The sequence below is a fragment of the Nonomuraea sp. NPDC050328 genome (genome assembly GCF_044459405.1).
Lineage (GTDB): Bacteria > Actinomycetota > Actinomycetes > Streptosporangiales > Streptosporangiaceae > Nonomuraea.
In genome coordinates, this window is sequence record NZ_JBITIW010000005.1 from 510,851 (window position 1) to 534,533 (window position 23,683).

Below are 23,683 nucleotides of genomic sequence, written 5' to 3' on the forward strand. Positions count from 1 at the left end.
CTGTGGATTCGTGGTCCGTGCCCCCACCCTCCCCCACGTAGCATTGATTCGAGAAATCGAGCAGTCGGACCAATCTGAGAGGTGTTTCCTATCAGTGAGCCCATGCCCACCCTCGCTCAACTGCGGGCATTCCTCGCGGTAGCCGACCATCTCCACTTCCGGGAGGCGGCCACCGCGCTCCGGATGAGCCAGCCGGCGCTGTCCGGGGCGGTCTCGGCGCTGGAGGAGATCCTGGACACTCAGCTCCTCGAACGCACCACGCGCAAGGTGCTGCTGACGCCCGCGGGCGAGCGGGTGGCGCGGCGGGCCGAGCGGGTGCTGGCGCAGATGGAGGAGCTGGTCGCCGAGGTGGCTTCGGGGCGGGAGCCGTTCAGCGGCCCGGCGCACCTGGGCGTCATCCCGACCGTCGCCCCGTACGTCCTGCCCGCGTTGCTGCCCATGTTCGCGCGGCGCTTCCCCAATCTCAAGCTCACCGTGCACGAGGCCAAGACGGAGACGATCCTGGAGGAGGTGCGGGAGGGGCGGCTCGACCTGGTGCTGCTCGCGCTGCCCACCGAGCTGGGCGGGCTGGTGGAGGAGCCGCTCTACGACGAGGACTTCCTGCTGGCCGTACCGGAAGGGCATCCGCTGGCCGGCGGCGAGGGGCCGATCTCCCGCGAGGCGCTCAAGAACCTCGACATCGTGCTGCTCAACCAGGGGCACTGCCTGCGCGAGCAGGCCATAGACGTGTGCCGGGAGGTCGGCGCGCGCGCCACCGCGACCACCTACGCCACCAGCCTGCCCACGCTGGTCCAGCTCGTGGCGGGCGGGCTGGGCGTGACCCTGCTGCCCGAGTCGGCGGTGCCGGTGGAGACCGGCAAGCGGGTACGGCTGGCGCTGCGCCGGTTCGCGCCGCCCGCGCCGGGCCGGACGATCGGCCTGGCCTACCGCGCCTCCTCGGCCCGGGCGGCGGAGTACAGCCAGCTCGCCAAGGCGGTGCGGACGGCGGTCAGGCAGCGCAAGCTGCCGGTGACCGTGGTGCCGTCCGCCTGACCGGCCGGGAGCTCAGGAGGCGCTCAGCCGCTTGAGCCGCGCCGCGGCCTCGTCGATCACCTCGTCCTTCTTGCAGAAGGCGAAGCGCACGAAGTGCCGGCCGCGCTCGGGGTGGTCGTAGAAGACCTGCGTCGGGATGGCGACCACCCCGGCCAGTTCCGGCAGCCGGCGGGTGAGGTCGAGGCCGTCGGCGTGGCCGAGCGGCCGGATGTCGGTCTGCACGAAGTAGGTGCCCAGCGGCTTGAGCACGCCGAACCCGGCGGCGGCCAGGCCCTCCATGAGGCGGTCGCGCTTGCCTTCGAGCCCGGCGCGCAGCTCGGCGACCCAGCCGAGCTCATGGCGCAACCCGTGCGCGACGGCGAGCTGCCAGGGGCCGCCGACGGTGAAGGTGAGGAACTGCTTCACCGTCTGCACGGCCCGCACCAGCGGCGCGGGGGCGCAGATCCAGCCGGTCTTCCAGCCGGTGACCGAGAAGGTCTTGCCCGCCGAGGAGATCATGACCGTGCGCTCGCGCATGCCGGGCAGGGTGGCCAGCGGCACGTGCTCGACGCCGTCGAAGGTGAGGTGCTCGTAGACCTCGTCGGTGATCGCGATCAGGCCGGCCTCCTGGCAGAGCGCGGCGATCTCGCCCAGCTCGGCGCGGGTCAGGACGGTGCCGGTGGGATTGTGCGGGGAGTTGACGAGGATCGCCCGGGTGCGTGGGGTGATCGCGGCGCGCAGTTCGGCGGGGTCGAAGGTGAACCGGCCGGTCTCGTCCGGCCGCAGCGTCACCGCCACCAGCCGGGCTCCGGCCAGCGCGATGGAGGCGGCGTAGGAGTCGTAGTACGGCTCGAAGGCGATCACCTCGTCGCCCGGCTCGCACAACGCCAGCACACTGGCCGCGATGGCCTCGGTGGCGCCCACGGTGATCAGGATCTCCCCGTCGGGGTCGTACTCCAGCCCGTAGTGCCGCAGCCGGTGCTCGGCGACCGCCTGGCGCAGCTCCGGCAGGCCGGGACCCGGCGGGTACTGGTTGGCGCCCGACCCGATCGCCTCGACCGCGCGGCGCAACATCGAGTCGGGGCCGTCGGTGTCCGGGAAGCCCTGCCCGAGGTTGATCGAGCCGGTGCGCAGGGCCAGGGCGCTCATCTCGGCGAAGATCGTGGTGCCGAAGCCGCGCATGCGGGTGACAAGGGGTTCGCTCACGGACGCCACCCTAATAGGCTCGCCCCGTGCTCTCCCGGGTCCTGCTCGCGCTCGCCTGTCTGTTCTCCCTCGCGGCCGCGGCGCGGCCCGCTTCGGCCGGGGAGTTACCCGAGCCCGCCGGGATCGAGTGGTCGGCCTGCCCGGTCCGGGTGCCCAGCGGGGCCCGCTGCGGCTTCCTGATCGTCCCCGAACGCCGCGACGCGCCCGATCGCACGATCAAGGTCGGCTTCGCCCGGCACATGTCCACCTCGATGCAGCGCAAGCCCGACCCGGTCGTCTACACCAGCGGCGGCCCCGGCTCGGCCTCGCTCCAGTTGCTCGGCCTGCTCCGGCAGGCCTTCCCCGACCGCGACGTGATCGCCCTCGAACAGCGCGGCAGCCGCTGGTCGGAGCCGAGCCTCGGCTGTCCCGAGACCGCCCAGCTCCTGCTCGACGAGCTGCGCGCCCGGCCGTCCGGCGCGGGCTCGTGCCTGGCGCGGCTGCGCGAGGAGGGCGTCGACCCGCGGGGCTACACCACCGCCGAGATCGCCGCCGACGTGCCCGCGTTGCGCGCCGCGCTGGGCTACCCGCAGTGGAACCTGTTCGGCGTCAGCTACTCCACCCGCTCGATGCTCCAGGCCGCCGCCCTCGACCCGGAGGGCACCCGCGCGGTCGTGCTCGACTCCTTCCTGCCCGAGCAGGTCGCGTGGTACGACGACGCCGAGCGCAACCTGCTCGACACCCTGACCAGGCTGGGCCTGCGCGAACAGTTCGACCAGGCGGTACGGCAGGCCGACGCCCACCCGATCGAGCTGCCCGCGCTCGACCCGGTCCGCGGCACGTCCTTCACCACCCGGCTGACCGGCGACGATCTCAAGGCCTTCCTCGCCGAGGCACTGCATGAGGCGCCGGTGCTGGCCGTCGCGCCCGTCCTGGTCGGCGCGCTCGCCGACGGGCGCACCGAGGTGCTGCGCCCGCTGATGGACCAGATCGCGCCCGCGCTGGTCTCCCACGACTGGGGCCTCTACCACGCCGTGCAGTGCCAGGACGAGGTGCCCTTCAACGCCTTCCCGGCCGAACCCAGGCTGTTCACCGTGAAGGTGGACCGGGCGCTGTGCCGGGAGTGGGCACTGCCGAAGGGCAAGCCCGCGAAGGCGACGACGCAGGCCCCGGTGCTGGTGGTGGGCGGCGAGCTCGACCCGACCACGCCGCCGCGCACCGCCCGCCCGGCCGCGGCGGCGCTGCCGAACGCGCGGTTCGCGGAGTTTCCCGGGGTGGGGCACGCGGTCTTCCTTTCCGGCGCGTGCGGGCGGCGGGTCATCGGGGCCTTCGTGGCCGATCCGGCCGCCGCCGCGCAGCCGGTCGGGTGTGCCGCGCCGTACGAGCGGGTGGGGCCGGAGGAGGTGCACCTGACTGCGGCGCCGTACCGGTTGCTCGGCACGCCCTGGCTGGGCTTTCCGCTCGCGCTGTTCGCGCTCTTCTCGGTGCTGCAGCTCGTGGCCGGGGGCGGCCGGGGCTGGGCGCTGACGGCGTTCGCCGGGCTGAGCGGGCTGGCCTTCCTCGGGCTGAGCTTCCAGGTGCTCTACGCGCAGTTCAAGACGAACGAGGTGGTGCTCGGGCTGGGCGTGCCGAGCGTGGTGGCCCGCGAGCTGACCGTCCTGCTGGCGGTCTCGGCCGGGCTGTCGCTGCTGGCCCTGACCCGGCGGCGCGGCTGGCCGCACCTCGCGTCTGCCACGGTGGCGACCGGTTTTCTCCTATGGTGGGTGCTCTGGATGCTGTGACGAGGATCAGGCGGCTGGACGCGCTCCGCGGCTTCGCGGTGTGCGGGATCATGGTGGTCAACACCTGGCAGCACAGCGGCACGCAGGAACGGCTGATCGAGGGCTTCCTGCAGGGGCGCTTCTACCCGATCTTCTCGGCGCTGTTCGGGGTGAGCTTCGTGCTCATCCTGCGCGGCAGCTCCCGCTGGATGCTGCTGCGGCGGCTGCTGTGGCTGTTCTGCTTCGGGGTGATCCAGCACACCTTCTACCCGGGCGAGGTGCTGACCGACTACGCCTTCTGGGGCGCGCTCGCCCTGCTGCCGGCGTCGTTCCTGCCCGGGCTCGCCGTGCTGGCGCTGGGCGTGGCGGCCGTCGGCGTGGCGATCTGGCAGGGCGGCGGCGCGGCGCTCATCCCGGGGCTGCTGCTCGCCGGGATGGCGATCATGGAGTTGCGCCCGCCGGGGCGGCTCCTGCCGTACGCGTTCGTGTCCTCGGCGCTGCTGTCCGGCTGCCTGGTGTGGGGCTGGCTCAGCACCGGCTCGTGGTTGCTGTTCACCCTGTCGGCGCTCAGCGGCGCGGCGGCCTACGCCACCGGTTTCCTGCTGCTGCCGCCGTTCCCGCCGCTGGAGCGGATGGGCCGGATGGCGCTGACCAACTACCTGTCCGGCACCGTGGTGATCGCGCTGACCCACGGCCCGGTCTGGACGGTCGCCGGGCTCACCCTCGCCGTCCAGGCGGCGGTGAGCTGGTGGTGGCTGTCGGCCTTCCGCTACGGACCGCTGGAGTGGGTCTGGCGCTGCCTGACCCGCTTGGAGCGGGTGCCGAACCGGCGGATACTCCAGGAGTGACCCTCGCCGCGCTCCTGCACGCGCTCGACGACGAGATCCCCCGCGCCCTGGACCTCCGCCACCGCCTGCACGCCTGCCCGGAACTGGGCGGGGAGGAGCACCGCACGGCCGCGCTGATCGCCGGGGAGCTGCCCGGGCACCGGGTGGTGGCCGGGACCGGCCTGCTGGCCCGGGTGGGGGCGGCGGGTCCGGCGGTGGCGTTACGGGCCGAGCTGGACGGGCTGGCGATGACCGAGGCGACCGGGGCCGCGTTCGCCGCCGCCAACGGGCACATGCACGCCTGCGGGCACGACGTGCACGCGGCGGCGCTGGCCGCGGTGGTGCGGGCGGCGGCCCGGGTGGCGGTGCGGGACGGGCTGCCCGCGCCGCTGGTGGCGCTCTTCCAGCCGTGCGAGGAACGCCATCCGTCCGGGGCGGTGGCGGTGCTGCGGGCCGGGGAGCTGGCCGCCGAGCAGGTGGCGTCGGTCTCGGCCGTGCACGTCCACCCCGACCTGCCGTGGGGCAGCCTGGGCGCCGAGCCCGGCACGGTCAACGCGGCGGCGGACGCGGTGCTGGTCGAGATCGAGGGCTCCGGCGGGCACGCCGCCTACCCGCACCGGACCCGCGACCCGGTGCTGGCGCTCTGCCAGACCGTGGTGGCGCTGCACACACTGGTCGGCCGGCGGCTCGACCCGGTCGAGGGCGGCACGCTCAGCGTCGGCATGGTGGCCGCGGGGCACACCGAGAACGTCATCCCGGGGCTAGCGCAGGCCCGGCTGACCATCCGCTCGATGACCGAGGCCGACCAGGCGGCGCTGCGCGAGGCGGTGTGGGAGACGGTCGAGCACGTGGCCGCGGCGCACGGCTGCCGGGCCCGGTTGACCGTCACCAAGAGCGAGCCGCCGCTGGTCAACGACCCCGCCCTGACCGAGGAGGTACGGCGCGGCCTGCCCGCGGCCGGTTTCGCGGCGGCCCCGCCGTGGCGCTCGTGCGGCGGCGACGACTTCGCGCACTACGGCGGGAAGCTGCCCACCCTGATGATCTTCGCGGGCCTGCGCGGGGCGCCCGGCTTCACCCAGGCGGGGCTGCACGAGCCCACGTTCCTCCCGCCGGACGCGGCGGTGGGCGCGGTGGCCCGAGCGCTCGCCCTGGCCTACACCGCCGCCGCCCGCCTCCTCGGCTAGGCGCTCACCGCGCGGCGGGATCGTGCCGGAAGACGAGCAGCCGGAACATCTGCGTGCCGCCCACCACCTTCTCCTTGACCTTCCGCAACCCGTACCGCGCCGCCGCCGACTCCAGCTCGCCCACCGCGACGGCGTTGACCATGTCCTGGTTGCCGGCCAGGTACGCGTCCACGTACTCCTCCGACAGCCCGTTGTCGATCATCCACAGCCGCCAGTTCTCCACCTCCAGCTCGCGCTCCTCGGGCGTGTCCGGGCCGAAGCAGTCGGCGAAGACCAGGCTGCCGCCCGGCGCCAGCCGCTGCACGCACTCGGCGAAGAAGGTGTCAACCTTCTTCTCGTCCGGCTCCATGCCGAGCAGGAAGTGGGTGACCAGCGAGCCGAAGATCACGTTGTGCTGGATGTTCTCCTCGATGTCCTCCCAGGCCTTCTTCTCCATCAGCCGCAGCACGTGCGTGGTGCCGGAGCCGAGCTTGGTCAGCGCCAGGCGGCGCATCTGGCCGGCACGGTCGACCGCGCGGTAGTGGTCGACCGGGTAGTCGAGGCCGAGCCGGTCGAAGGGCTCGCAGAGGGTGCGGATCCAGGGCATGATCGCCTCGGTGAGGCTGCCGGTGCCGTACCCGATCTCCAGGATGGACACCGACTTGTCCAGCTCCTGGAAGATGCGCATGATCTCGCTGGCGACCAGCGCCGAGCAGTCCTGGACCATCTGGTCGTAGCTCGGGATCCAGCAGCGGATGTGCTGGTCGTAGCGGTCGAAGTAGGCCGGGGAGCGGCGCTCGGTGCGGACCGTCCAGTGCGGGTCCCAGCGGCCGATCTGCAGCTTGGCCAGCCAGTCGCGCTTGAGCGAGTGGAAGTCGTGGGTGAGCTCGAAGCGGACCGCCCTGTTCTTGATCGACTCGTAGTAGCGGCGGGCGGCGTTGAAGCGGTGGGCGTCGCGCTCGATGTGCAGCATGCGGCGCTCGCCGGGACCGCCCTCGCTGCGCTTGCGGTAGCCGCCGATGCAGTCGGGGTTGAGCAGCAGCAGGTGGCGGCCGACGGCGGCGTCGCCGAAGGGGTGCTGCAGGGCGCGGCCGGGCATGACGTCGTCCACCGCGGCCACGTAGATCTCGTAGTCGCTCTCGGCCAGGCTCGCCTTCTGCTGCGCCCACATGGTGATGTAGCGCGACAGCTCGCCCTCCTCCTGGAAGAACAGCCGCCAGTCGACCAGGAAGATGCGCTCGGTCACCTGCGCGCTCATCTGCTCGGGGTGTTCGAGATCGGACTGCCAGAAGGTCTCGGTGTCGTCGGTCAGGTCGGCGATGGCGTGGATCGGGCCGCCGTTCCACTCGCGCAGCTCGGCGAAGCAGTGCGAGTAGTAGTCGGCGTCGGTGATGAGGTTCTGGCGGCCCGACTTGCCCACCTCGGAGGCCAGCGCCTGCAGCCAGCCGCTGCGCAGGTGGAGCTGCGGGTGGTCGAGGTCGTGCCCGTTGAGCACGTCCTGGATGTTGCGGTTGAGCAGCGTCAGCCGGCTGCGCAGGGCGCGGTGGCCGCGGCTGAGCGAGCCCTCCTCCAGCCGTTCGAGCTGACGGCCGAAGTCGAGCTCGAACTTGGCGAAGCCGGCCTCGTTGCCCGCCTCGCTGGGGTAGTTGAGGTAGCGGGGGGCGCCGAAGTCCTCGGGCAGTTCTTTGGTGCCCTCCTGTTTGATCACCACGACCGGCAGGTCGAGCGCGCGGGCGAATCCCACCTCGAAGGCGAGATTCGGGCGAATAGTGCTGCCTTCGAGAATAAGGATGTCCGATTTCCGGATCTGCTCCTGGATTTCCGTGCCGATATTACGGCTGTGGGGCTGTTCCGCCCAGTCGTAACACCCGTACTGGCGTTCCCGCAGGATGTCCTTGACCGCCTGCACGGCGCGGCTCACGGCCTCGAAACCCTCCGCCTCGGAGGACCAGGCCAGAAAGGCGTTCACGGAGTTCACCCCCTAATCAAACCCCGGCCGATCCTTTTGCGCGACGGGTGCGCAAGATATCGTCCTTTATATGAGGAATCCCGCTCCCTGGTTGTTGCGGGCCTCTTTCGTGACGCTCACCATCGCGTCCTTACTTCTCGGCCTGCGGGGATTCGCCCAGCACCTCGACGCGCTGCGGCAGCCGTACACCTTCCTGGATCTGCTCTATTACGACCTGCAGTTGTTCGTGCTGGATCCGCTGCCGCTCGACATGGCCGCGCGGGCACTGCCGCTCAGCCTGGAGATCGCCCGCTTCACCGCGCCGGCCACCACCATCTACGTGCTGGTCGCCGGTGGCGTGCTGCTGTTCTCGACGGAGCTGCGCCGCTTCCGCGCCCGCCGCTCGCGCGGGCACGCGGTGGTGTGCGGGTCGGGACCGCTGGCGATCGTGCTCGTCGAGCGGCTGCGCGCCGAGCACCGGCGCGTGGTGATGGTGAGCAGGACCGCGCCTCCCACGAGCGCGATCCTGCACGTGGCCGGGGACGCCCGCGACCCCGAGGTGCTGCGCACCGCGGGCCTGCCGCGAGCCGCCACGCTCTACGCCTGCGAGGAGGAGAGCGCCACCAACATCGGCATCGCCCAGGCCGCCCACGCCCTCGCCGGCCGTCACGTGGCCACCTACGCGCTGATCCCCGATCCCGACCTGTGCCTGGCCCTGCGCGCCCGCCGCCTCGGCCTGCCGGAGAGCGCCGGGCGGCTCGACTTCTTCAGCCCCGACGCGCTGGCCGCCCGCGTGCTGCTGGAACGCGACCCGGTCAGAGGCCCGGTGATCATCCTCGGCCTGTCGCGCTTCGGGCAGATGCTGCTGCTGGAGATGGCCCGCCAGTGGCACCAGCGCGAGCAGGCCAAGGACAACCTCGCCGTCACCGTCGTGGACGCCCGCGCGAGCGAGGAGGTGGCGCTCCTGACCGCCCGGCACGCCGCCACCCTGGCCAAGCTGGACATCACCCCGCTCAACCTGGACGCCGACGAGGTGCAGCTCCCGGGCAACCTGCCGATGGACCCGCCCGAGCGCGTCTACGTCTGCTACGACGACCAGAACCTCGCGCTCAAGATCGCGCTCACCTCGCCGCGGCTGTGGCTGGGCGGCGTGGGCTCGCTGGTGATCCGGGTCGAGCACGCCACCGCGCTGCGCGACGCGGTGCACGACACCGCGCTGCTGGAGGGCCTGGACGGCGCGCTGCGCATCTTCGCCGTCGCCGAGGCGGCCGGCGACCCGCGGCTGATCGGCGAGGACCTCGTCGAGACGCTCGCCCGCTGGCTGCACAAGCACTACCTCACGGCTCAGTACGCGCTGGGCGATCATGTCATGTTCAACCCCTCGATGGTGCCATGGGATGATCTGCCCGCGGAGAAGAAGGAGTCGAACCGCCAGCTCGCCGCCGACATCGGGAGGAAGCTGCGGGGGGTGCGCTGCACCCTGGGGCCACGGGTGGATCCTGAGGTGGAGTACACCTTCACCGACCAGGACATCGAGAGCATGGCGAAGGCCGAACACGACCGATGGGTGATCATGATGCTGGACGCCGGATGGAAGCACGGTCCCGCCCGTGACGACGAGCGCAAGAGCCATCCCGACGTCTGCGACTGGTCGAACCTGTCGGAGGAGGCGCGGACGAAGGACCGCAACGCGGTGCAGGCCATCCCGAACATCCTGGCCGTCGCGGGCTTCCAGGTGGTGCGGATGAAGCGGGACGCGCGATGACGGTCATCGCCGTCACCGGGCACCGTAAGCTGAGCGCCGGCACCGCGGGGCTGGTGGCCAGGCGGCTGCAGGAGTTGCTGGACGCCGAGCAGCGCCCGCTGGTCGGCGTGTCCTGCCTGGCCGAGGGGGCCGACCAGATCTTCGCCGACGCCATGATCTGGGCCGGCGGCGAGCTCCAGGTGGTGCTGCCCGCCGAGGACTACCGCCAGTCGCTGCCGCCGGCCGCACGCGAGTGCTACGACACCCTGCTCGGCAAGGCCAGCCTGGTGCACCCGCTGCCCTTCCGCACCGCGGGCGAGGCCGCCTACCAGGCCGCGGCCGAGGAACTGCTGGCCCGCGCCGACGAGCTGATCGCGGTCTGGGACGGCGGGCCCTCCCGCGGCCCGGGCGGCACCGCCGAGGTGGTCGAGGCGGCGCGGCGGCGGGGCATGCGGGTGCGGGTGATCTGGCCGCCGGGCGCCGCCAGGGAGGAGCCCGCGGAGCGCTAGGCTCGGCAGCGTGACGAGCATCGCCCTCTGTCAGATCCCTGTCTCCCCCGATCCCGCCGTCAACCTGGAGCGGGCCCGCGAGGCGCTGGCCGCCGCCGAGGGCGCCGACCTGGCGATCTTCCCCGAGGCCACCCTGACCCGGTACGGCAAGCGGATCACCGAGCTCGCCGAGCCGCTCGACGGCCCCTTCGTCGCCGGCCTGGCCGAAGCCGCCCGCGAGCACGGCGTCGCGGTGATCGCCGGCACCTTCGAGCCCGGCGCCGACGGCCGCGTCCACAACACCGCGGTCGCGCTGCGCCCCGACGGCTCGCTGGCCGCCGCCTACCGCAAGATCCACCTGTTCGACTCCTTCGGCGCCCAGGAGTCCACGCTGGTCGCCCGCGGGGACGAGCCGGTCGTGGTCGAGCTGGCCGGGCTCCGGGTCGGCCTGGTGACCTGCTACGACGTGCGCTTCCCCGAGCTGACCAGAGCCCTGGTCGACCGCGGCGCCGAGCTGTTCGCGGTGATCGCCGCGTGGGGGTCGGGGGTGCTCAAGGAGGACCACTGGCTCACCCTGGTGCGCGCCCGCGCCCTGGAGAACACGACGTGGACCGCCGCCGTGGGCCAGGCGCCCAACCCGGCCGAGTCCTCCGACGGGTTCGGCATCGGCCGCAGCCTCCTGGTCGATCCGCTAGGCGTGGTCCGCAGCGATCTGGGCAGCGGACCGGGCGTGGGGGTGGTCCGGATCGACACCGATTTCACCGCTTCGGCCCGGGCTACCCTGCCATGCCTGGAACATCGAGTGCTCGGGTCGATCGAAAAGTAAGGTAGATCCATGAGCAGGACGCAGATGCAGAAAGTGGTGCCGCCGCACCTGCTCGTGCCGTACCTGTCGGGCAGGCGCACGGTGATCTCGGGCTATGTCTACCGCGTCCAGGACTGCGCGCGGCTGACCAGCCCGCGCCTGCTCTACCAGGGGTTAGATCTGTCCTTCGACGGGTCGCACCTGACGGCCGACGTCCCCGAGCTGTACGTGATGCGGTGGTACGCGCGCGACGTGGACACCTACGCCGTGCCGTACGGGCCGCACATGGGCGGCGACTGGAGCGACGTAGCCCCGTTCGCGGGCAACGGCTTCACCACCTCGCGCGAGCACGTGGTGCCGCAGTTCCACACGATGCCGATGCCCATCCCGGCGGGCGCGGAGATCACCCACGTGACCGGGTCGGACTGGCGGCCGTTCGCCGAGTACGACGGGCTGACCTGGCGGCCCGCCGCATGAGTGTCCCCATCTCCAACGGGTTCGTCGCCCGCTACCGCGAGACCACCTATCCCGCCGCGCTGGGGCCGGAGAGCGACCAGGTGGTGCTCTTCAGCGAGGAGGCCGCCGACGGCTTCGAGGCCGCCTCGGGCTACTGGCGGCGCACCGTCCGGCGGACGGAGCTGGAGTGGCTGGTGCTGGTCCGCACCGTCGGCGCGTTCGGCGGCGAGCCGTGCCTGGTCCTCGACGAGGACGAGAACGGCCTGCACATCGCCTACACCGGCCACAGCGGGATGAAGGCCGAGGCCCTGGGCTACTGGATGGTCGACCACGGCGCCTACGAGGTGATCGTCCCGCCCGAGGAGGTCTTCTCCATCCGCATCGAACGCATACCCGTTCCGTAGGGTCTGCCAACGCAGCGTAGCCCTTCGGGTGTCTCACAGGTGTGGACGAGCTGGAAGGGCGCCTGCGTGAGGCCCTGCGAGCGCGGGCGCACGCTTACCCCATCACCCAGGCGCGATGGGACGAGGTCCGGCGCCGGCGGCGCGGCTGGCGGCTGATGCGCTGGTTCCGTCACCGGTAGCGGGCGGTGCGGGCGGCTTGCCGTACCGCTGGATCCTGGCCGAGCAGGCCGGCGATCTCGTACTCCAGCGTGCGCGCGACACGCTGGCAGAAGGTGCGCGGCTCGTAGGCGGCGTCGGGCCGTTCGGGCACGACGCGGTCGACGATGCCGTCGCGCCGCAGGTCGGTGGCGCGGACGCCCTGCGCCTGCGCGATCTCGGGCGCGAAGTCGACGCTGCGGTAGAGGATGGCCGAGGCGCCTTCCGGCGGCAGCGGCGACAGCCAGGCGTGCTGCGCGGCGACGACCCGGTCGGCGGGCAGCAGGGCCAGCGCGCCGCCGCCGGCGCCCTCGCCGAGCAGCAGGCAGACCGTGGGCGCGGGCAGGGTGACCAGGTCGGCCAGGCAGCGGGCGATCTCGGCGGCCAGGCCGCCCTCCTCGGCGGCCTTGGACATCGCCGCGCCCGCGGTGTCGATCACGGTGACCAGGGGCAGGCCGAGCTCGGCCGCCAGGCGCATGCCTCGGCGGGCCATGCGCAGCCCGGCCGGGCCGAGCGGGGCGACCGCGCGCTGGCGGCGGCGGTCCTGGCCGAGCACGACGGCGGGCGCGGTGCCGAAGCGGGCCAGCGCCAGCAGCAGGCCGGGGTCGTGCTCGCCCTCGCCGGTGCCGTTGAGCGGGGTGACGTCGTGCGCGGCCAGCTTGAGCAGGGCGCGCACGCCGGGCCGGTCGTCGCGGCGGGAGCGGGTGATCGCCTCCCACGCCTCGACCGGGCGCAGGTCCTCCTCCGGCTCGGGGCCCTGCTCGGCGGTCTTGCCGTCGCGGCAGAGCACCGACAGCGCGCGGATGGCGATCTGCCGCACGTCGGGGGCGTCGACGACCGCGTCGACCAGGCCGTGCGCGAACAGGTTCTCCGCGGTCTGGACGCCTTCCGGGAAGGGGTAGCCGTGCAGCGACTCGAAGACCCGCGGGCCCAGGAAGCCGATCAGCGCGCCGGGCTCGGCCGCGGTGACGTGGCCGAGCGAGCCCCAGCTCGCGAACACCCCGCCGGTGGTCGGATGGCGCAGGTAGACCACGTACGGCAGACCCGCCGCGCGATGCCGCTGGACCGCCGCGGTGATCTTGACCATCTGCACGAAGGCGAGCGCGCCATCCTGCATCCGGGTGCCGCCGCTGGCCGGAGCGGCGAGCAGGGGCAGCCCCTCGGCGGTCGCGCGCTCGACGGCGTCGATGAGGCGGCGCGCGGCGGCCACCCCGATGGAGCCGGCCATGAAGGAGAACTCGCAGGCCACCAGGGCCACGCGACGGCCGCCGAGGCGGCCTTCGCCGCTGATCACGGACTCGTCGTAGCCGGACTTGGCGCGCATCGCGGCCAGTTCCTCGGCGTAGGAGCTGCCCGGCGGGGCCGGGTCCTCCGGCGGGACGTCCCAGGAGCGCCACGACCCGGCGTCGAGGACCGTCCCGATCAGCGTGCGGGCGTCGGGACGGCTCACCCCTGCTCCCCCGCGACGCCCTCCCGGGCCTCCAGCCAGGCCAGCACGGCCTCGTCGTGCTGGCCGAGCGCCGGCGGGGCGGTGTGGACCGCCTCCGGGTGGTCGTCGAAGCGCAGCGGCGGCCCGGGCAGCTCGATCGGGCCGAGCACGGGGTGCTCGACGGTGACCAGCAGTCCCTGCGAGCGGGTCTGCTCCCAGGCGTAGACCTCGTCGATCGACCTGATCGCGCCGGCCGGCACGCCCAGCTCGCCGAGCGCGGCCAGCCAGTGCGCCCGCCCGTGCGCGGCCAGCGCCTTCTCCATGTCGCCGATCAGCTCCTCCCGGTGCGCGAACCGGGCCGGGTTGGAGGCGTAACGCGGGTCTGCGGGGTCGAGGCCGAGCAGGGTGGCGACCTTGCGCCACTGGCCCTCGTTGGCGACCGCGATCTGCAACAGGCCGTCGGCGCAGCGGAAGGCGCCGTAGGGGGCGATGGAGGCGTGGTGGTTGCCGCCCGCCACGGGCACCTGGCCGCCGACGGTCCAGGCGGTGCCGTGGTAGGAGTGCACGCCGGTCACCGCGGCCAGCAGCGAGGTGCGCACGACCGTGCCCCTGCCGGTGCGCTCGCGCTCGTACAGGGCGGCGGCGACGCCGTACGCGCCGTGGATGCCGGCCAGCAGGTCGGCGATGGAGGCCCCCACCCGGTACGGCTCGCCCGGCCCGGGCCCGGTCAGCGACATCAGCCCGGCCTCGCCCTGGGCGATCTGGTCGTAGCCCGGCCGCCCGCCCTCGGGCCCGTCGTGGCCGAACCCGGTGATGGAGAGCACGACCAGCCGGGGGTTGAGCTCGTGCAGCCGCTCGACAGGGAAGCCCAGCCGGTCGAGCACGCCGGTGCGGAAGTTCTCGATCAGCACGTCGCTCTGCCGGACCAGCCGTTCGACCAGCGCCTTGCCCTCGGCCGACTTCAGGTCGACCGCGATCGACTGCTTGTTGCGGTTGGCCGCCAGAAAATACGTCGAAATATCCCCCGACGGGCCGACGAAGGGCGGCCCCCAGCCGCGCGACTCGTCCCCGCCCGCCGGGTGCTCCACCTTGATCACTCTGGCGCCCAGGTCCCCGAGCATCTGGGCCGCGTGCGGACCGGCCAGGGCCCGCGACAGATCGAGGACGACGATGTCACCCAGGGGTCCGTGCAAGGTCAGCCTCCACGTCAAGTCGGAGCCTCCATCATCCACCATGGCAGGATCGGATCGATGACGACCTTCGCCGCCCGGCTCGCCGGCGCCGCCGCCGCGATCCTGGCCCGCCCGCCCTCCTGCGGCCCGGCCCGGCTGGTCGCCGTGGACGGGCCGGCCGGCTCGGGCAAGACCACCTTCGCCCTGGCCCTGGGCGCCGAGCTCGGCGCGCAGGTCGTGCGCAGCGACGACTTCCCGGTGCCGTGGGAGGAGGGTCCCGGCGGCTGGTTCGCCGCGCTGGAGGAGGCCGTGCTGGTGCCGCTGTCCGAAGATCGTCCCGGCTCCTTCCGGCGTTACGACTGGGTGGCCGGCCGGTATGGCGAGCAGGTGCTCGTCCCGCCCGCCCCGGTCGTGCTCGTCGAGGGCGTCGGCACCGCCCGCCGCTCCGTCGCGCACCTGCTGGCGTACACGGTGTGGGTCGAGGCGCCGGAGGCGGTCCGCCGCCGGCGCGTGCTCGACCGCGACGGGCCGGGGCTGGAGGAGCGCTGGCAGGCGTGGTTCGAGGCCGAGCGCGCGTGGTTCGCCGCGGACGGCACCCGGGAGCGCGCCGACCTCGTGGTGAACACCTAGGCGCTCTCGCGGGCGCTGATCAGCAGGTCGAGGACGGCTCTGGCCTCCGGCCACGGCACCGGGCTCGGGGCGCCGCCGACCATGGACAGGAAGGCCTCGACGGTGGCCTCGAAGCCGAGGTCGTCGTGCAGGACGACCTCCTCCGAGCCCTTCCTGGTGTGCACGGTGACGGTGTAGGAGTCGTCGTCGGTGACGCCGAGGATCTCGACGGTGCCGAGGATGCCGCTCCCCCACCACTGCAGGGCCATCAGGCCGGTGTCCTCCGAGCGCAGGGTGTCGTAGCCGCGCACGGCCCCGCCCGCGCCGATCAGCCGGGCGTCCGGGCCGAGCAGCGCGACCAGGAGCTCGACGCCGTGCAGTCCCATGGTGACCAGGGTGCCGCCGCCCTCCTCAGGGGCGTCCTGCCAGGGGCTGTGGCCGCGCGCCCACTGGCCCACGTCGTGCCGTACGGTGACCCGGACCGCCAGCACCTCGGCGGGGTCGACGCGCAGCGCGCGGAAGGCGGGCGCGAAGCGGAGCACCGAGCCGGTGAGCACGTGCTCGCCCGGCCGCAGCCGGTCGAGGGCCAGGAGTTGCTCGCGGGTGGCCGCGGCGGGCTTGTTGACGTAGACGGGCACGCCGAGCTCCAGGATCGGCTCCAGCGCGCCGGCCACCAGCGGGGTGGGCACGGTGAGCACGACGCCGTCCGGGGCGGTGTCCAGCAGCTCGGGCAGGCCGGCGCAGACCGTGGCCGCCGGGTGTTCGGCGGTGAAGCGGGCCAGCCGCTCCGGGTCGGGCTCCCAGACCGCCAGCTCGGCGTGCCGGGCCAGCACCCTGGCGTCGGCGTAGGGGTGGCTGGTGGCCAGCCCGGCGAGGGCGATGCGCATGCGGCTCAGAGTTCGTCCACCTCCGCGTGGCTGCGGCCGCCGGCCAGCTTGGGGTAGCCGGGGCCACGGTCGAAGAAGGCGCGCCGGCCGGCGCGCAACGTGGCGCGCAGTTCGGCCGTGCCGACCTCGTCCACCCGGCCGTCCTGCAGCACCACACCGTAGTCGCCCAGCGCGCCGGCGATGGAGACCTTGCCGTCGCGCACGTCCGCGGCCACCTTGCGCGGATCGCGGTCGTACGGCGAGCCCCACCCGCCGCCGCCGGTGGTGCGGATGCGGATGACCTCGCCCGCCTTGACCGGGTAGTCGTCGACCAGCCCGTCCATCTCCCGCCCGTTGACGTCCACCCGGAACGGCCGGCCGGCCAGCCCGCCGTTGACGCCCCAGCACGACAGGATCGAGCGGTCGGCGATGGACATGTAGGAGGCGTCACGCAGCACGCGCACGTGCTTGTCGTAGCCGAGCCCGCCCCTGAACTCCCCCGGCCCGCCCGAGTCGCAGGCCAGCCCGAGCCGCTCCACCCGCAGCGGCCAGCGCGACTCGGCGAACTCCACCGGGATGTTGCGCGAGTCGGGCACCACGTGGATGGTGTCCTCCCCGTCGGCGTACCAGCGCCCGCCGGAGCCGCCGCCCAGGACCTCGCGCATCAGGTACGGCACGCCGCTCGCGTCGGTGCCGTAGACGCCGGTGTAGCGGATGGTCTCCTGGTCGGCCGGCATCCGCCCGCCGGTCGCCTTGGCCAGCGCCCCGGCCAGCACGCCCAGCAGGCGCAGGATGACGAAGGTGCGGGCGTTGGTCGGCGCCGGGAAGATCGGCGTGAGCAGCGTGCCCTTCTCCGGGAAGACCATCTTGATCAGCGGCACGACGCCCTCGTTGACGTCGAGCTCGGCCATGCGCTCGGGGGTGTCGGCCAGGTTGCGCAGGATGGGCGCGAGCCACTTCTTCAGGAAGACGCCGTCGGCGTAGTCGCCGGCGTGGTTGATGGGGCCCTTGGCCTGGGGCGAGGTGCCGGTGAAGTCGATGGTCAGCGGCGCCTCGGCGGCGTGGTCGACGGTGAGGGTGATGCGCTGGGCGTGCAGGCGGGGCTCGTCCACGCCGTCGTGCTCGGCGTAGTCCTCCCACACGTAGACGCCTTCGGGGACCTTCGCCAGCAGTTCGGTGCGGAAGACCTCGGTGGTCTTGCCGATGATGGCGTCGAAGCAGGCCTCGACGGCCTGCCTGCCGTACCGGTCGAAGAGCTCGGTGAGCCGCCGCGCGCCCATCAGGCAGGCCGAGCACTCGGCGTCCAGGTCGCCGGCCAGCGAGTCGGGCATGCGGGAGTTGCGGGTCATGATCCGCAGGGCCGCCTCGTTGGGCACGCCCCGGTCCCACAGCTTGATCGGGGGGACCATCAGGCCCTCCTCGAAGACGCTGCGGGCGTGCGAGGGCATCGAGCCGGGCACCGAGCCGCCGATGTCGTCGTGGTGGCCGAAGGCCTGGACGAACGCGACGACCTCGCCCTCGTGGAAGACCGGGACGGTGACGCACAGGTCGGGCAGGTGGCCGATGCCGCCCTCGGAGAGGTAGACGTCGTTGTGAAAGAAGACGTCGCCGGGGTTCATCGTCCCGACCGGGAAGTCGCGCACGACCGGCTGCACGAGCGCGCTGTAGGAGCGGCCGGTGAGCTTGCGCAGCCGCACGTCGTGGATGCCGGCGCGAAAGTCGTGCGCGTCGCGGATCATCGGCGAGCGCGCGGTGCGGGCGATGGCCGTCTCGACCTCGCGCTCGACGCTCGCCAGCGTGCCTTCGACGATCTCGACCAGGATCGGGTCAGCGCTCACGGTCACGGCGGATCTCCAGGTTGCCGAAGTCGTCCACGGTCGCGGTGAAGCCGGGGTGGATCGGGATGGTGGAGCCGTACTCCTCGATGACCGCGGGGCCGGTGACGGCCGCGCCGGGGTCGAGCGCGGCCCGCCAGTGGACCGGCGCGTCGTGGTAGCCCTCGAAGTGCACCTTCCTGCTGCCGGTACGGCTGTCGCCACCCCTGGCCTCGCGGCGGCGGATCGCCGGGCGGGTGATCGGCCCGATGCCGGAGACGCGCAGGTTGACCCACTCGACGGCGTGCCGCGCGTCGGAGCGGTAGGCGTAGCCGTACAGCTTCTCGTGCGCCTCGTGGAAGCGGGCGAGCACCTCGGCCCGCCACGCCTCGTCGAGCGGCCCGGCGGGGGCCGGCACCCGCACCTCGTAGGCCTGGCCGTAGTAGCGCAGGTCGGCGCTGCGGGCGAAGACCGGCTCGTCGAAGCCCTCGCGGTCGAGGGCGTCGGCGGCCTCGCGCTCCAGCGCGCCGAAGATCTCGGCGGCGGTCTCCAGGGCCAGCTCGCGGGTGACGTGCGTGCGGACGTAGTCGTTCTTGACGTCCACGGTGAGCAGGCCGAAGGCCGACACGGTGCCGGGGTCCGGCGGGACGAGCACGGCGGGCAGGCCGAGGATGTCCATCAGCCGGCAGGCCAGCAGGGGTCCTGAGCCGCCGAAGGTGACCAGCGGGAAGTCGCGCACGTCCAGGCCGCGCTTGACGGTGATCTGCCGGATGGCGTTGGACTGGTTGAAGGCGCTGATCTCCAGGATGCCCTCGGCCAGCCGTTCCGGGGTGAGGTTGAGCCTGGCGGCCAGGGCGGCGACGCCCTTGGCGGCGGCCTCGGCGTCCAGCGGGATCTCCCCGCCCAGCAGGTGCGGCGGGACGCGGCCGAGGAAGACGTGCGCGTCGGTGACGGTGACCTCGGTGCCGCCGCGGCCGTAGCAGAGCGGGCCGGGGTCGGCGCCGGCGCTGCGCGGGCCGACCTTGAGGCTGCCCTCCGGCGAGATCCAGGCGACCGAACCACCGCCCGCGCCGACCGTCACGATGTCGATCATCGGGATCTTGCACGGGTAGCGGCCCACCGAGCCCTCGGTGGTGATCGACGGCTCGCCCTCGACGACGACGGCGACGTCGGTCGAGGTGCCGCCGCCGTCGAGGGTGATGACCGAGGCGTGCCCGGCCGTGCCGGCGATCAGCGCCGCGCCCAGCGCACCGGCGGCGGGCCCGGAGAGCACGGTGGTGATCGGCTGGTGCACCACCTCGGTCGCCGACAGGATGCCGCCGTTGGACTTCATCACCGAGAACTGCCGGCCCAGGCGGCCGGACAGGTTGGCGATGTAGCGCTGCATGGTCGGCTTGACCGCGGCGTCGACCAGGGTGGTCATGGACCGCTCGTACTCGCGGTACTCACGCAGCACGTCGCTGGAGATCGAGACGACCGCCTCCGGGTGCTCCCGGGCCAGCACCTCCCGCATCCGCCGCTCGTGCGCGGGGTTGGCGTAGGCGTGCAGGAAGCAGACGCCGACCGCGGTGATGTTGCGCGAGCGCAGCCAGCGGGCGACCTCGACCGCCTGGGCCTCGTCGAAGGGCCGCACCTCGGCGCCCCGGTGGTCGAGCCGGCCGCCGACGGTGCGGATCCGGTCCACCGGGACGATCCGCGGCGGCTTCACCCAGAAGTAGGAGTTGCCGTACCCGTCGGGCACGCTCTGCCTGGCGATCTCCAGGATGAACTCGAAGCCCTCGGTGGTGACGAAGCCGAGGTCCTCGATCCGGTCCTCCAGGAGCTGGTTGGTGGCCACCGTGGTGCCGTGCACCACGCCGGTGACCTCCTCGCGGCTCTGGGCCAGCTTCTCGATCCCGGCGACGAACCCGTCGGCCGGATTGGCGGGGGTGGACGGGGTCTTGGTCGTGAAGAGCTCGCCGGTGTGCTCGTCCACCGCCACCACGTCGGTGAAGGTGCCGCCGGTGTCCACTCCGATACGAACGCTCCGCATGACCAGTTGTCTACTTCCTCTCGGCGGGGCCCTGCACTGGCGAAAACTGCCGAATGATCGTCACGGGGTCCGCCTCTTGCCCAGCACCTCGTCCAGGATGCGCGGCGCGCGGTCGGTGCCCACGTAGGCGGCCAGGCGTACCACCAGTTCCTGCGACTTGGCCAGCTCGGCCTCGACGCGGGCCTTTCCCGACTGGCCGGCCTGGATGCCGAAATAGGCGCCGATGATGGTGCCGATCACCCCGGCCAGGCCGGCGAACAACATCGCCGACTCCTGCGTCGCCCAGATCGCGGCGCCGAAGGCGACCAGGATCGCGACGATGCCGATCACCACGACGAGGAAGCCGTAGCGCCATCTGAGCTGCTCGGCCTGCTGAGCCGTCACTTCGTCGGTCTTCATCATGGCGTCCAGCGCCGGGGGCTTGCTCTCGGTGACCACGGTTCCTCCTGTTTACTCGTGGGAGAAATCTCCCATGCCCGAAAGGCCGGAGCCAACCGGATCGCGATCTCCGGTAGTCTCCAGGACGCACCAAGCCGGGACGAGGGGGATCAGTGCAGGTCGTCGAGCGCGTAGCGCAGTTGCGCTTCTTCTACGGTCCGATGGACTGCGGAAAGTCCACCCTGGCGCTGCAGATGAACTACAACCACGGCCGCCAGGGCCGGCGCGGGCTGGTGCTGACCAAGCACGACCGCTCCGGCGGGCCGCAGGTCACCACGCGCATCGGGCTCGACCAGGAGGCGATCGAGGTCACCGACGGGCTCGACCTGGTCCAGCTCGTCGAGCGGCACGCCAAGGTCGACTACCTGATCTGCGACGAGGCGTGCTTCTACAGCGTGGAGCAGATCGAGCAGCTCGCCGACCTGGTCGACACGCACGGCGTGGACGTCTACGCCTTCGGGCTGGCCTCCGACTTCCGCTCGGTGATGTTCCCGGCGGCGCAGCGGCTGTTCGAGCTGGCCGACGAGGTGTCGCGGCTGCAGGTCGAGGTGCTGTGCTGGTGCGGGCGCGCCGGGCAGCTCAACGCGCGGGTCGTCGACGGGCGCATGGTCCGCACCGGCGAGCAGGTCGTCATCGGGGACACCGTGCCGGACTCGGGCGCCGGCGAACCGGCACCCGACCCGCTGCCCGACCTGGAGATCGGCGAGGCGGCCGTGCGCTACCAGGTGCTGTGCCGCAGGCACCATCGCGAGGGCGACCTCGGGCCGAACGCCCAGCAGCTCTGAGGCAGCTCCGGACGGCTTTGAGTGAGCCCTAGACGGCGCAGTAGCCGTCGTCGCAGCCGTCGGCGGCGGGGGCCAGCGGGACCTGGCCGGTGCGCTCGGCCACCTCGTCCAGGACCTGGTCGAAGACCTCGGCCGGCTGCGCGCCGGAGACGGAGTACTTGTCCTCGAACAGGAACAGCGGCACGCCGGTGATGCCCAGCGCCCGGGCCCGCTGGAGCTGCGAGCGCACCTCGTCCGCGCCCTCGCCGGTGTCCTTGACGCCGACCTCGGCGGCCAGCCGGGCCAGCACCCCGGCGTCGCCGACGTTCAGGCCCTCGGTGAAGTACGCGCGGAACAGCCGGTCGGCCATCTCGTGGCCGAGACCCTGCCGGCCGGCCACCTCGATCAGGCGGTGCGCCTCGGCGGTCGAGGTGTGCACGGCGTGCTCGAAGTCGAACTCCAGGCCCTCCTCCGCGCCGGCCTCGGCCACCCGGCCGCTCATCGCGCGGAAGTTCGGGCCGAACTTGCGCTCCAGCGCCTCCATCAGCGGCTCACCGGTCTGCGGCGCGTCCGGGTTGAGGAGGAACGGGCGCATCGTCACTTCGAGGCGGCCGCCCTTGGCGCGGAAGCGCTCGGCGGCCTTGGCGAAGCGGGCGTGCCCGATGTAACACCAGGGGCACGCTACGTCAGAGAAGATGTCGACTTTCACGCCTTGCAGTAACCACGCAGCTCAGGCGGTGATTCCGCGCGGTCACCCGGCGGCCAGCTCGGCCAGGCGGTGCGGCAGGTAGCCGGAGTCGTCCACCAGCGCGGAGGCGCCGCGCCACCAGCCGAACCACTCCGCGCTGCGCCACATCCAGTCCACCCGCTCGATCGCGGTCACCACGTCGCCGACGGTGCGCCACGGCTCGCCCAGCAGCTCGGGGGTGGCGCCGTGGCGGGTTGCCCAGCCGTACAGGATCTCCACGGCCTCGGGGTCCACCTCGCGCGCGTACGGGTCGGGGTCCTCGCCGGGCAGCCGGTGCGGGCCGAGGCCGGCGGCCACGCCCCAGCTCCACTGCGTCTCGGCGGGGCGGGAGTAGCGCAGCGACTGGAAGTCGAGGTTGGAGCCGAGCTCCTCGTCCGGACGGCGGGTCACCACCGCGTCCAGCCGGCCGCCCGCGTCGAAGTGCACCACCAGCCGGGCGCCCGGCTTGACGCCCTCGGGCAGGTCGAAGCGGTCCTCGGCCTGCCAGGAGTTGAGGTCCACCTGGGCCACCGCCGGACCCCACAACGCGTCGGCCGCGTCGTCGGCGATCCAGGCGGCGAGCATCTCCAGGACGGTGAGATCCGTCCACGGGTCGATCGCGGTCGCGGTGTCCAGCACCTCCTGCGGGGCCGGGAGCTTGGGGCCGCGCTCGCGCCGCCACCACTCCTCGCCCAGCTCCCGGGTGCCCACCAGCAGCGCCGCGAGCGACGCCAGCTCGGCCGAGCGCCTGGTGAGCGAGGCGCCCAGCGCCAGCTCGACGCAGCGCGCCGTCCGGTCCTGCCCGATGACCGGGCGGGCCTGCTCGATCAGCGTCGACGAGGTGGGACGTTCCTCGCCGAGCAGGTTCTGGATGACTCGTCTGGCCTCTGTCCTGGCGTCTTCCGCACGTGCCTGGCGCATAGGCCCACGCTACGCCGGGAGATCCTTTTCGGCGAGCCCATAAGCCATGAGCCCGACACGCGCGCTTCCGGCCGATCCCGGTGCCGGTGCCGGGTGTCAGTGCCGGGTGTCAGTGGCGGGTGTCAGTGGCGGGGGCGGCGGGCGAGGGCCCAGCCGACCGCGACGCCCGCCAGCGCGGTGACCGCGCCGAGGGCGAAGGCCGCCGCCACGGGCAGTCCCCCGCCTTCCTGCCGGGGTACGGCAGGCCGCTCGTAGACCGCGCCCGGTGAGGACAGGCGCACCGGCCGGGCCTCGGCCACCGGCAGGTCCCCCGCGGCGGCCAGGCGCGGGTCACCGGCCGCAGACCGGGCGTCGGAGGCCGGCAAGTGGGGGTCGGCGGCGGTCGCGTGGGCGTCGGTGGGGGTCGCGTGGGCGTCGGCGGCGGTCGAGGAGGGGGCTGTGGCGGTCAGGTGGCGGTCGACGGCGGTGAAGAACTCGCCGGCGGTCCGCTTGGCCACCGCGCCGAGCATGCGCTGCCCGACCCCGCCCACCGGCCCGCCCACCACGGCCTCGGCGTCGTAGTCCACCCGCGTGGCCGCCCCCTCGGGCGTGAGCCGTACCAGTACGGTGGCCTCGACCGTCCCCGGCGCCCCCTGGCCGCGCGCCTTGAGGGTGAACCGCTCGGGCTCGACCGGCTCGGCGAGGACGACCTCGCCGTGGTAGACGCCCTTGATGCTCGCCACCCCGGCGGTCACCGTCATCCGGTAGGTGTCGGGTCCGGTCTCCTCCAGCCGCTCGCAGCCGGGGATGGTGCGCACGAGCACCGCCGGGTCCTGGAGCGCTGCCCAGACCCGCTCTCTGTCGACGCCGATCAAGGCGCTGCCTGCGACCTTCACCTGGTCAACTCTAGGGGGAGCCCGGGCGCTGCCTTAAGGGCAACATGTGC

22 protein-coding genes are annotated in these 23,683 nt (G+C 72.9%); 11 read left to right on the forward strand and 11 right to left on the reverse strand.

What is annotated here, in order from left to right; all coding sequences use genetic code 11:
* Positions 1-102: 102 nt before the first annotated feature.
* On the forward strand, positions 103-1,032 hold the full coding sequence (locus tag ACIBG7_RS22050; RefSeq protein WP_357920911.1) for a LysR substrate-binding domain-containing protein: 930 nt from the start codon (positions 103-105) through the stop codon (positions 1,030-1,032).
* Between the two features lie 12 nt (positions 1,033-1,044).
* Here the strand turns inward: ACIBG7_RS22050 and ACIBG7_RS22055 are convergent, their stop codons facing one another.
* Entirely contained in the window at positions 1,045-2,217 is a 1,173-nt protein-coding gene (locus ACIBG7_RS22055) for a pyridoxal phosphate-dependent aminotransferase (RefSeq protein WP_397337419.1), read from the reverse strand.
* A gap of 26 nt (positions 2,218-2,243) precedes the next feature.
* Between ACIBG7_RS22055 and ACIBG7_RS22060 the strand changes: the two genes are divergently transcribed.
* The 3 genes from ACIBG7_RS22060 to ACIBG7_RS22070 are packed head-to-tail and all read left to right on the forward strand — an operon-like array spanning position 2,244 to position 5,967.
* Positions 2,244-3,977 carry an alpha/beta fold hydrolase gene (locus ACIBG7_RS22060; protein WP_397337420.1) on the forward strand — a complete coding sequence of 578 codons (1,734 nt, stop codon included), beginning with the start codon at positions 2,244-2,246 and terminating at the stop codon, positions 3,975-3,977.
* Positions 3,974-4,804, forward strand: coding sequence for a DUF418 domain-containing protein (locus ACIBG7_RS22065; protein WP_397337421.1), 831 nt, complete (start codon positions 3,974-3,976; stop codon positions 4,802-4,804). The genes ACIBG7_RS22060 and ACIBG7_RS22065 overlap by 4 nt, the downstream gene beginning before the upstream one ends.
* Positions 4,801-5,967: a M20 family metallopeptidase gene (locus tag ACIBG7_RS22070; RefSeq protein WP_397337422.1), complete on the forward strand. Its 1,167-nt coding sequence runs from the start codon at positions 4,801-4,803 to the stop codon at positions 5,965-5,967. The genes ACIBG7_RS22065 and ACIBG7_RS22070 overlap by 4 nt, the downstream gene beginning before the upstream one ends.
* A 4-nt stretch (positions 5,968-5,971) precedes the next feature.
* On the opposite strand, the gene ACIBG7_RS22075 is transcribed toward ACIBG7_RS22070, so the two are convergent.
* The gene (locus tag ACIBG7_RS22075; protein ID WP_357920926.1) at positions 5,972-7,915 is read right to left on the reverse strand and encodes a hypothetical protein; all 1,944 of its coding nucleotides are present in this window, start codon (positions 7,913-7,915) and stop codon (positions 5,972-5,974) included.
* Between the two features lie 70 nt (positions 7,916-7,985).
* On the opposite strand from ACIBG7_RS22075, the gene ACIBG7_RS22080 reads away from it, so the two are divergent.
* From ACIBG7_RS22080 to ACIBG7_RS22100, 5 genes are read left to right on the forward strand one after another with little or no spacing between them, the layout of a single operon-like run.
* Positions 7,986-9,659, forward strand: coding sequence for a RyR domain-containing protein (locus ACIBG7_RS22080; protein WP_397337423.1), 1,674 nt, complete (start codon positions 7,986-7,988; stop codon positions 9,657-9,659).
* On the forward strand, positions 9,656-10,147 hold the full coding sequence (locus ACIBG7_RS22085) for a hypothetical protein (RefSeq protein WP_357920932.1): 492 nt from the start codon (positions 9,656-9,658) through the stop codon (positions 10,145-10,147). The genes ACIBG7_RS22080 and ACIBG7_RS22085 overlap by 4 nt, the downstream gene beginning before the upstream one ends.
* A 10-nt stretch (positions 10,148-10,157) precedes the next feature.
* A complete protein-coding gene (locus ACIBG7_RS22090) occupies positions 10,158-10,952 on the forward strand; it encodes a carbon-nitrogen hydrolase family protein (RefSeq protein ID WP_397337424.1) in 795 nt (264 codons plus the stop codon).
* Positions 10,953-10,961: 9 nt separating this feature from the next.
* Positions 10,962-11,408 carry a hypothetical protein gene (locus ACIBG7_RS22095; RefSeq protein ID WP_357920937.1) on the forward strand — a complete coding sequence of 149 codons (447 nt, stop codon included), beginning with the start codon at positions 10,962-10,964 and terminating at the stop codon, positions 11,406-11,408.
* Positions 11,405-11,791 carry a hypothetical protein gene (locus tag ACIBG7_RS22100; protein WP_357920940.1) on the forward strand — a complete coding sequence of 129 codons (387 nt, stop codon included), beginning with the start codon at positions 11,405-11,407 and terminating at the stop codon, positions 11,789-11,791. The genes ACIBG7_RS22095 and ACIBG7_RS22100 overlap by 4 nt, the downstream gene beginning before the upstream one ends.
* 169 nt (positions 11,792-11,960) lie before the next feature.
* Here the strand turns inward: ACIBG7_RS22100 and ACIBG7_RS22105 are convergent, their stop codons facing one another.
* A complete protein-coding gene (locus ACIBG7_RS22105) occupies positions 11,961-13,436 on the reverse strand; it encodes a carboxyl transferase domain-containing protein (protein WP_397337425.1) in 1,476 nt (491 codons plus the stop codon).
* Entirely contained in the window at positions 13,433-14,608 is a 1,176-nt protein-coding gene (locus ACIBG7_RS22110) for a CoA transferase (RefSeq protein WP_357920944.1), read from the reverse strand. Before ACIBG7_RS22110 ends, ACIBG7_RS22105 begins: the two co-directional genes overlap by 4 nt.
* Before the next feature lie 57 nt (positions 14,609-14,665).
* Here ACIBG7_RS22110 and ACIBG7_RS22115 point away from each other — a divergent pair, with 57 nt between their 5' ends.
* Complete coding sequence (locus tag ACIBG7_RS22115) at positions 14,666-15,217, forward strand: AAA family ATPase (RefSeq protein ID WP_357920946.1); 552 nt, start codon at positions 14,666-14,668, stop codon at positions 15,215-15,217.
* Here the strand turns inward: ACIBG7_RS22115 and ACIBG7_RS22120 are convergent.
* Genes ACIBG7_RS22120 through ACIBG7_RS22135 form a run of 4 tightly spaced genes read right to left on the reverse strand, consistent with a single transcriptional unit; the run spans position 15,214 to position 20,346 of the window.
* Positions 15,214-16,083: a Gfo/Idh/MocA family protein gene (locus tag ACIBG7_RS22120; protein ID WP_397337426.1), complete on the reverse strand. Its 870-nt coding sequence runs from the start codon at positions 16,081-16,083 to the stop codon at positions 15,214-15,216. The two genes, ACIBG7_RS22115 and ACIBG7_RS22120, sit on opposite strands and share 4 nt — an antisense overlap.
* 5 nt (positions 16,084-16,088) lie before the next feature.
* Positions 16,089-17,906, reverse strand: a complete 1,818-nt coding sequence (locus ACIBG7_RS22125) for a hydantoinase B/oxoprolinase family protein (protein ID WP_397337427.1) — start codon at positions 17,904-17,906, stop codon at positions 16,089-16,091.
* Complete coding sequence (locus ACIBG7_RS22130; protein ID WP_397337428.1) at positions 17,890-19,908, reverse strand: hydantoinase/oxoprolinase family protein; 2,019 nt, start codon at positions 19,906-19,908, stop codon at positions 17,890-17,892. The genes ACIBG7_RS22125 and ACIBG7_RS22130 overlap by 17 nt, the downstream gene beginning before the upstream one ends.
* Before the next feature lie 60 nt (positions 19,909-19,968).
* The gene (locus tag ACIBG7_RS22135) at positions 19,969-20,346 is read right to left on the reverse strand and encodes a hypothetical protein (protein WP_357920958.1); all 378 of its coding nucleotides are present in this window, start codon (positions 20,344-20,346) and stop codon (positions 19,969-19,971) included.
* Positions 20,347-20,459: 113 nt separating this feature from the next.
* On the opposite strand from ACIBG7_RS22135, the gene ACIBG7_RS22140 reads away from it, so the two are divergent.
* Positions 20,460-21,131 (forward strand): thymidine kinase, encoded by a 672-nt coding sequence (locus ACIBG7_RS22140; RefSeq protein ID WP_397337429.1) that lies wholly within the window; start codon positions 20,460-20,462, stop codon positions 21,129-21,131.
* A gap of 28 nt (positions 21,132-21,159) precedes the next feature.
* On the opposite strand, the gene ACIBG7_RS22145 is transcribed toward ACIBG7_RS22140, so the two are convergent.
* The 3 genes from ACIBG7_RS22145 to ACIBG7_RS22155 all read right to left on the reverse strand — a co-directional run bounded on the left by ACIBG7_RS22145 (position 21,160) and on the right by ACIBG7_RS22155 (position 23,633).
* Positions 21,160-21,819 carry a DsbA family protein gene (locus ACIBG7_RS22145; protein WP_397337430.1) on the reverse strand — a complete coding sequence of 220 codons (660 nt, stop codon included), beginning with the start codon at positions 21,817-21,819 and terminating at the stop codon, positions 21,160-21,162.
* A 42-nt stretch (positions 21,820-21,861) separates the two neighbouring features.
* A complete protein-coding gene (locus tag ACIBG7_RS22150) occupies positions 21,862-22,758 on the reverse strand; it encodes a hypothetical protein (RefSeq protein WP_357920966.1) in 897 nt (298 codons plus the stop codon).
* A gap of 122 nt (positions 22,759-22,880) precedes the next feature.
* Complete coding sequence (locus tag ACIBG7_RS22155) at positions 22,881-23,633, reverse strand: carbon monoxide dehydrogenase subunit G (RefSeq protein WP_397337431.1); 753 nt, start codon at positions 23,631-23,633, stop codon at positions 22,881-22,883.
* Between the last annotated feature and the right edge of the window lie 50 nt (positions 23,634-23,683).

What these genes read in the sequence shown, in the direction of transcription:
- ACIBG7_RS22050 (WP_357920911.1), top strand. Translation starts at nt 103, where the DNA reads ATGCCCACCCTCGCTCAACTGCGGGCATTCCTCGCGGTAGCCGACCAT.
- ACIBG7_RS22080 (WP_397337423.1), top strand. Translation starts at nt 7,986, where the DNA reads ATGAGGAATCCCGCTCCCTGGTTGTTGCGGGCCTCTTTCGTGACGCTC.
- ACIBG7_RS22085 (WP_357920932.1), top strand. Translation starts at nt 9,656, where the DNA reads ATGACGGTCATCGCCGTCACCGGGCACCGTAAGCTGAGCGCCGGCACC.
- ACIBG7_RS22095 (WP_357920937.1), top strand. Translation starts at nt 10,962, where the DNA reads ATGAGCAGGACGCAGATGCAGAAAGTGGTGCCGCCGCACCTGCTCGTG.
- ACIBG7_RS22100 (WP_357920940.1), top strand. Translation starts at nt 11,405, where the DNA reads ATGAGTGTCCCCATCTCCAACGGGTTCGTCGCCCGCTACCGCGAGACC.
- ACIBG7_RS22115 (WP_357920946.1), top strand. Translation starts at nt 14,666, where the DNA reads ATGACGACCTTCGCCGCCCGGCTCGCCGGCGCCGCCGCCGCGATCCTG.
- ACIBG7_RS22120 (WP_397337426.1), bottom strand. Translation starts at nt 16,083, where the DNA reads ATGCGCATCGCCCTCGCCGGGCTGGCCACCAGCCACCCCTACGCCGAC.
- ACIBG7_RS22130 (WP_397337428.1), bottom strand. Translation starts at nt 19,908, where the DNA reads ATGCGGAGCGTTCGTATCGGAGTGGACACCGGCGGCACCTTCACCGAC.
- ACIBG7_RS22150 (WP_357920966.1), bottom strand. Translation starts at nt 22,758, where the DNA reads ATGCGCCAGGCACGTGCGGAAGACGCCAGGACAGAGGCCAGACGAGTC.